Origin of the sequence: Nocardia sp. NPDC051570 (assembly GCF_044454005.1) — a bacterium.
Lineage (GTDB): Bacteria > Actinomycetota > Actinomycetes > Mycobacteriales > Mycobacteriaceae > Nocardia.
The window spans coordinates 697144-703357 of sequence record NZ_JBITDI010000003.1 but is presented as its reverse complement, the minus strand read 5'-3'; the positions used below and the strand labels follow the sequence as shown (position 1 = coordinate 703357).

The 6214-nt window shown below is 65.3% G+C and carries 7 protein-coding genes; all 7 read right to left on the bottom strand.

The window, feature by feature from the left end; all coding sequences use genetic code 11:
* Positions 1-343: 343 nt before the first annotated feature.
* A complete protein-coding gene (gene murA, locus ACIA76_RS10240) occupies positions 344-1597 on the bottom strand; it encodes a UDP-N-acetylglucosamine 1-carboxyvinyltransferase (RefSeq protein ID WP_397150665.1) in 1254 nt (417 codons plus the stop codon).
* Positions 1598-1607: 10 nt separating this feature from the next.
* Positions 1608-2213, bottom strand: a complete 606-nt coding sequence (locus ACIA76_RS10235) for a cob(I)yrinic acid a,c-diamide adenosyltransferase (RefSeq protein ID WP_397150663.1) — start codon at positions 2211-2213, stop codon at positions 1608-1610.
* Positions 2214-2231: 18 nt separating this feature from the next.
* On the bottom strand, positions 2232-2654 hold the full coding sequence (locus ACIA76_RS10230; protein WP_397150661.1) for a DUF2550 domain-containing protein: 423 nt from the start codon (positions 2652-2654) through the stop codon (positions 2232-2234).
* Positions 2655-2862: 208 nt separating this feature from the next.
* Positions 2863-3528: an MspA family porin gene (locus ACIA76_RS10225; protein ID WP_397150659.1), complete on the bottom strand. Its 666-nt coding sequence runs from the start codon at positions 3526-3528 to the stop codon at positions 2863-2865.
* Positions 3529-3557: 29 nt separating this feature from the next.
* Complete coding sequence (locus ACIA76_RS10220; RefSeq protein ID WP_397150657.1) at positions 3558-4166, bottom strand: MspA family porin; 609 nt, start codon at positions 4164-4166, stop codon at positions 3558-3560.
* Positions 4167-4379: 213 nt separating this feature from the next.
* A complete protein-coding gene (locus ACIA76_RS10215) occupies positions 4380-4754 on the bottom strand; it encodes a F0F1 ATP synthase subunit epsilon (RefSeq protein ID WP_397150655.1) in 375 nt (124 codons plus the stop codon).
* 5 nt (positions 4755-4759) lie between these two features.
* On the bottom strand, positions 4760-6208 hold the full coding sequence (atpD, locus tag ACIA76_RS10210) for a F0F1 ATP synthase subunit beta (RefSeq protein ID WP_397150653.1): 1449 nt from the start codon (positions 6206-6208) through the stop codon (positions 4760-4762).
* Positions 6209-6214: the final 6 nt, after the last annotated feature.

Sequence of the window (6214 nt, the reverse complement as noted above, 5' to 3'; positions counted from 1 at the left end):
GTCCAACCCTTCAACCGGGGGGTATGAAAGGGCCGGAACCAATAAAACTATTGGCACTGACATTCATCGACACACTATTGAGTTCTCAAAGAACACACGCACAAACCATCGTCCGAGCTAAAGCCCATCGGATCGGTGAGGCAACTTTTCAAGCTTAGCTCAACCGTGAGCGCAGAACCAAATCCGCGATCTTGATGGAACCAGTGTGATCGTCAGGCGCTCCTCGTCCAACCTCGTTTCCCTCGCCTCTCGGCTCCGGGTCGGTGTCCGTGTCGCTCTGACCTGGAATAAGTTACGTGTCGCCCGATTCGATGTCAAATCGGCTGGTCAAGAAGGGTTTTGGTCAGAGGACCCGTTCGACCTCGGCCCCCAGCGACCGCAGGTTCTCCACGAAATGCGGGTAACCCCTGTCGATGTGGAACACGTCGTGCACCTCCGTCACCCCATCGGCGACGAGGCCGGCCAGGACCAGACCCGCCCCGGCGCGGATATCCGACGACCACACCGGCGCGCTCGACAGCCGCGGAATCCCGCGCACCACCGCATGATGACCATCGGTCCGCGCGTCGGCACCGAGGCGAATCATCTCCTCCACGAACCGGAACCGCGCCTCGAAGATGTTCTCGGTGATCATCGAGGTGCCGTCGGCGATGGCCGCCAGGCCGATCGCCATCGGCTGCAGGTCCGTCGGGAATCCCGGGAACGGCAGGGTCGAGAAGTTCACCGCGCGCGGCCGCTCGGCCTGCACCACGCGAAAACCGTCCGGTTCGAACGAGATTCGCGCGCCGGACGAGCGCAGCTTGTCCAGCACGAGCGACAGATGCTTGGGGTTCACCCCGGTGACCCGCACATCGCCCTGCGTCATCGCGGCCGCGATGCCCCAGGTGGCGGCCACGATCCGGTCGCCGATCACGCGATGGGTGGTCGGCGAGAGCTTCTGCACGCCCTCGATGGTCAGCACCGAGGTCCCCGCACCGCTGATCCGCGCGCCCATGCGCGCCAGCATCGTGCACAGATCCACGATCTCCGGCTCGCGCGCGGCATTGTCGATGACCGTCTCACCCTCGGCCAATACCGCGGCCATCAGGATGTTCTCGGTCGCGCCGACCGACGGGAAGTCCAGTCGGATGCGGGCACCCTGCAGTTCGTCGGCGCGCGCGACCAGGCAGCCGTGCTCGATCTCGCTGGTCGCGCCGAGCAGGCGCAGACCGGCCTGGTGCATATCCAGCGGACGCGAGCCGATCGCATCGCCGCCGGGCAGCGCGACCACGGCCCGCTTGCATCGGGCCATCAGCGGTCCGAGCACACAGACCGAGGCGCGGAACTGCGTGACCGCGGGGAAGTCCGCGTGATACTTGGGCTCGGTCGGCGAGGTGATGGTGACCACCTGGCCCTCGACCACGACATCGCAGCCCAGACCCCGCAGCACCTCGGCCATGAGCGGCACATCGAGGATGTCGGGGCAGTTGCTGATGGTCGTCGTGCCCTCTGCCAATAAGGCGGCAGCCATCAGTTTGAGGACGCTGTTCTTGGCGCCACCGACCGCGACCTCGCCGGCAAGCCGACTGCCACCGGTCACCAGAAACCGTTCACTCACGGGGGCCAGCCTAATGGTCGGGGGCGTCGGTCGCGGCGTCTCCACTACCTGAGGCCCCGGGGCGCCAGGGCACATCGCCCTCCGGATTCGCCACGCGACTGAGAATGAACAGCAGATCCGACAGCCGATTCAGATACTTCGCGGGCAGCATGTTCGTGTCGTCGGGGTGCGCGTCGAGTGCGCCCCACGCCGAACGCTCGGCGCGCCGAGCCACCGTGCGGGCGGTGTGCAACAGCGCCGCCAGCGGCGTGCCGCCGGGCAGAATGAACGAATTCAGCGGCGCCAGTTGGGCATTGAACTCATCGCACCATGCCTCCAGCCGATCGATATAGGGCTGGGTGATGCGCAGCGGCGGGTACTTGGGCTCGGCTACGACCGGGGTGGACAGGTCGGCGCCGGCGTCGAACAGATCGTTCTGCACCTGACGCAGGACCTGGAGAATCCCCGGCTCGGGCTGCCCGATCGCGATCGCGACACCGATCGCGGCATTGGTTTCGTCACAGTCGGCGTAGGCGATCAGTCGCGGGTCGGTCTTCGGCACCCGGGAGAAATCGCTCAATCCGGTCGTGCCGTCGTCACCGGTCCGGGTATAGATCCGCGTCAGATGCACACTCATGCAGACAGTATGTCTGCCTCATTGGGTCGGGCGGCGCCGGATACGGTCGGATGGCCTCGACTCGACCCAGGACAGGAACGCCGCGAGCGAGCCGCGGTCCAATGCCAGCTCGTAGCTGCCGTCACCGTCGGAGACCGTGACCACGATGATGTCGTCGGTCATGATGTCGTATTCGTCCCCGACCGGACCGCGTCGGTCCACGACCTCGATGCCACGGCGGTGAATCGTCGAATCCGGGCCGAGCTTCAGGCTGGTCAGCTTGAAGAAGACCATGCGGTCCTCGTCATAGCGGATCAAACCGTGCCGCCAGCCCTGACCGCCCTTGGCGGGTAGTACCCGCAGGATCGCCGCCGTCCCACCGCGCCGCAACATCACGAACCGGTAGATGGACGCCAGCGCCAGGCCGACGAGCAGCAGCACCAGAATGATCAGAAGCACCATCCCGGTCCGCAATCCAGGTCCGTCCCTTCGCTTTTGCCCCTGTGCCCTCGCGAGTGTCGTGCCATCCCGAACAAGGTCACCGTGGGGGCGAGTCTACAAACCACCCCCGTACCGCAAGCGACCGGTACGCCTCTGTCCCGGTCGAGCCTATCCGCCGACCGGGTGTATGAGCACGATGTCAATGAAACATTTACTCGGACAAGGCGTTTCAGCCCATGCTGAACGGCTCACCCCAGACCGTGGTCATGCTCTTGGCCTTGTCCGTCGCGACGACGGCGGTCACGAAGGTCCGGGCCTGGGCGTACCCCGCGCAGCCGTCGACGGCGAAGGTCTCGTCGGTCCAGCTCACGCTGGCGTGCGGACCTGTCACCTTGTGGAAGCGCTTATGCGAGTCACTGCCGAAATCGTCGGGCCGCTCGATATCGAGCAGGTAGCGCGCCGCCGTCTGCCCCGGCGCGAGCACCAGCGTCTCGGTATCGCCGATAGTGCCGCTGAAGCTGGGACTCCGTCCGCCCGTCTTGATCGACCCGGATTCGTTCTCCCGCGAGGTCAATCCATTGATGTGGACCTGGCATCCGACCACATAGCCGGGGTAGAGCTTGACCGATACCGAGCCGGAGTCGCCACCCGAAACATCGACCACGCCGCGGCCGGTGGTCCATACGTTGCGATGCAGCGGTGTCGCGGCCATCGACCCGCTGATCTTCGCGGACTCGTCCTCGATCGACACCGTCACCACCGTGCCATCGCCCAGTGTGCGGGTGATCGCGCCGCCGGGCAGCGGGATGAACGTATCCGCATCAGCGACTCCGGCGGAGCACAGCCACAGCGCGGCCGCGATCGCGACCGTCGGCACTCCCGTTCTTCGGATCATGCGGGCTCCCTCGTCTCGTCGTGACGCCCTCAGCCGATGCTGAACGGCATGCCGTAGAGCGTGACCTTCGCGTAGTCGACCCCGATGAGTTCGACGACGGAGAACTGCCGAGCCTGCGCATAGCCGCCGCAGCCCTGGAGCTCCATCGCGACGTCCTGATAGTCCAGGTAATAGGTGCCCGACTTCGGCATATCGATGGTGTTGATCTGCACCCACTTGATCTCGCCGGGGCTGATCGGAAACGAGATTCCGCCGGACAGACCCGGGCCGGTGGTGGCAATCGAGAATCCGAGCGAATTCGTCAGAGCACCCAGCTGCACCTGACAGCCCACGATGTATCCGACCGTGAGACCGGATGATCCGTGCGTGGACGAATCGTCGGTGCCGGGCGAATTCACCGCACCGTTGTTCGGACCGACGACACCGGGCGGAGTATCGACGACGACGGTCACATTTCCCGACACCCAGGCCACCCGGCTCGCGCCGTTGGCGGCCAGCGAGGGCGAAATGATCGCACGCTCACCGGTACTCGTCATCGAAATGCCGGGCCGATCGATATGTCCGTCGGGCAATGGGACGAACGCATCGGCACGCGCGGCCCCGGTCGACCACAAACCGATTGCCGATATCGCAGCCACCACCCCTACCGCGAATCGAACGGTCCGGGGCCGGACAATTGCTTGCTGCCTTCTCATTCACCCCTCGCTCCGCCAATTCATGGGTAACAGGTGGTGTTGTCGCTATTACATCATCGGCAACGCGCACATCGGGCCCCGAAACGCCGTATGGCGGCCCTGGATACTTCCGGGACCGCCACACTGACAGTGAATCGAATTGTCGCCCTTGGCAACTCAGGCGTCGGCGGCCTCCACCGCACGCACCCGAGCCCGCGCCGCGTTCTGCGCGTCCTCGGAGGCGTTCGGATCGGCCAGCACCGCCCGCGCGGATTCGATATCCACGTCGGCGGCGAATTCCGCCGACTCGGCGAGGATTCGGACGGTCTTCGCGGTGACCGAGAAGAATCCGCCATGCACGGCCGCCACGATGCGCTCACCGTCGGTGTCGACGATGGTCACCGCGCTGTCCTCGGCCAGCTGGCCGAGGACAGGCTCGTGGCCGGGCATGATGCCGATCTGACCCTCGGTGGTCTGGGCGCTGACGAAACTCGCCTGGCCCGTCCACATCCGGCGCTCGATGGAAACCAGATCAACTGACATCTCCGCCATGATGACTACTTCCCGGCGATCTTCTTCGCGGCCTTCTCGACATCGTCGAGACCACCGCAGGAGTTGAACGCCTGCTCGGGGAAGTGGTCGAACTCGCCCTTGCAGACCCGATCGAAGTCGTCGATGGTCTGCTCCAGCGGCACGACCGAACCCACCTGGCCGGTGAACTTCTCGGCGACGATGAAGTTCTGGCCGAGGAACTTCTCCAGGCGACGGGCGCGGCCGACGAGGACCTTGTCCTCCTCGGAGAGCTCGTCCATGCCGAGGATGGCGATGATGTCCTGGAGTTCCTTGTACTTCTGCAGGATTCGCTTGACCTCGTTGGCCACCGCGAAGTGCCTATCGCCGAGGATCGAGGCCTCCAGAATGCGGGAGGTCGAGGTCAGCGGGTCGACGGCCGGGTAGATACCCTTCTGCGAAATCGGGCGCGAGAGCTCGGTGGTCGCATCCAGGTGGGCGAAGGTGGTGGCCGGCGCCGGGTCGGTGTAGTCGTCGGCGGGCACGTAGATCGCCTGCATCGAGGTGATCGAGCGACCGCGCGTCGAGGTGATCCGCTCCTGCAGCTGACCCATCTCGTCCGCCAGGGTCGGCTGGTAGCCGACGGCCGAGGGCATACGACCCAGCAGGGTCGAGACCTCGGAACCGGCCTGGGTGAACCGGAAGATGTTGTCGATGAAGAGCAGAACGTCCTGGTTCTGCACGTCGCGGAAGTACTCGGCCATGGTCAGGGCCGACAGGGCGACGCGCATACGCGTCCCCGGCGGCTCGTCCATCTGGCCGAAGACGAGGGCGGTATCGGGAAGGACGCCCATCTCTTCCATTTCCAGGTGCAGATCGGTGCCCTCACGGGTGCGCTCACCGACGCCCGCGAATACCGAGGTGCCGGAGAACTCACGCGCGATACGGGTGATCATCTCCTGGATCAGAACGGTCTTGCCGACACCGGCTCCACCGAACAGACCGATCTTGCCACCCTTCACGTACGGGGTGAGCAGGTCGATGACCTTGATACCCGTCTCCAGGATCTCGGTCTTGCCCTCGAGCTGATCGAACGGCGGCGGCTGGCGGTGGATGCCCCACTGTTCGCCGTCGCGGCCGAGGCCGGGGGTGTCGAGACAGTCGCCGAGGGCGTTGAAGACGTGGCCCTTGACGACGTCACCGACCGGCACGGAGATCGGCTTGCCGGTGTCGGAGACCGGCACGCCGCGGACCAGACCGTCGGTCGGCTGCATCGAGATGCAGCGAACGATGTTGTCGCCCAGGTGCTGTGCGACCTCGAGGGTCAGGGTCTTGGCCACCGACGGGAGGGTGATCTCGGCGTGCAGAGCGTTGTACAGCTCCGGAATGGCGCCGCGCGGGAACTCGATGTCCACGACGGGGCCGATAACCCGGGCGACGCGGCCTGTACCAGCGCCCGCCCGGCTCTTGTTTTCTGCAGAAACTGCTGCGGTCATTGTTTC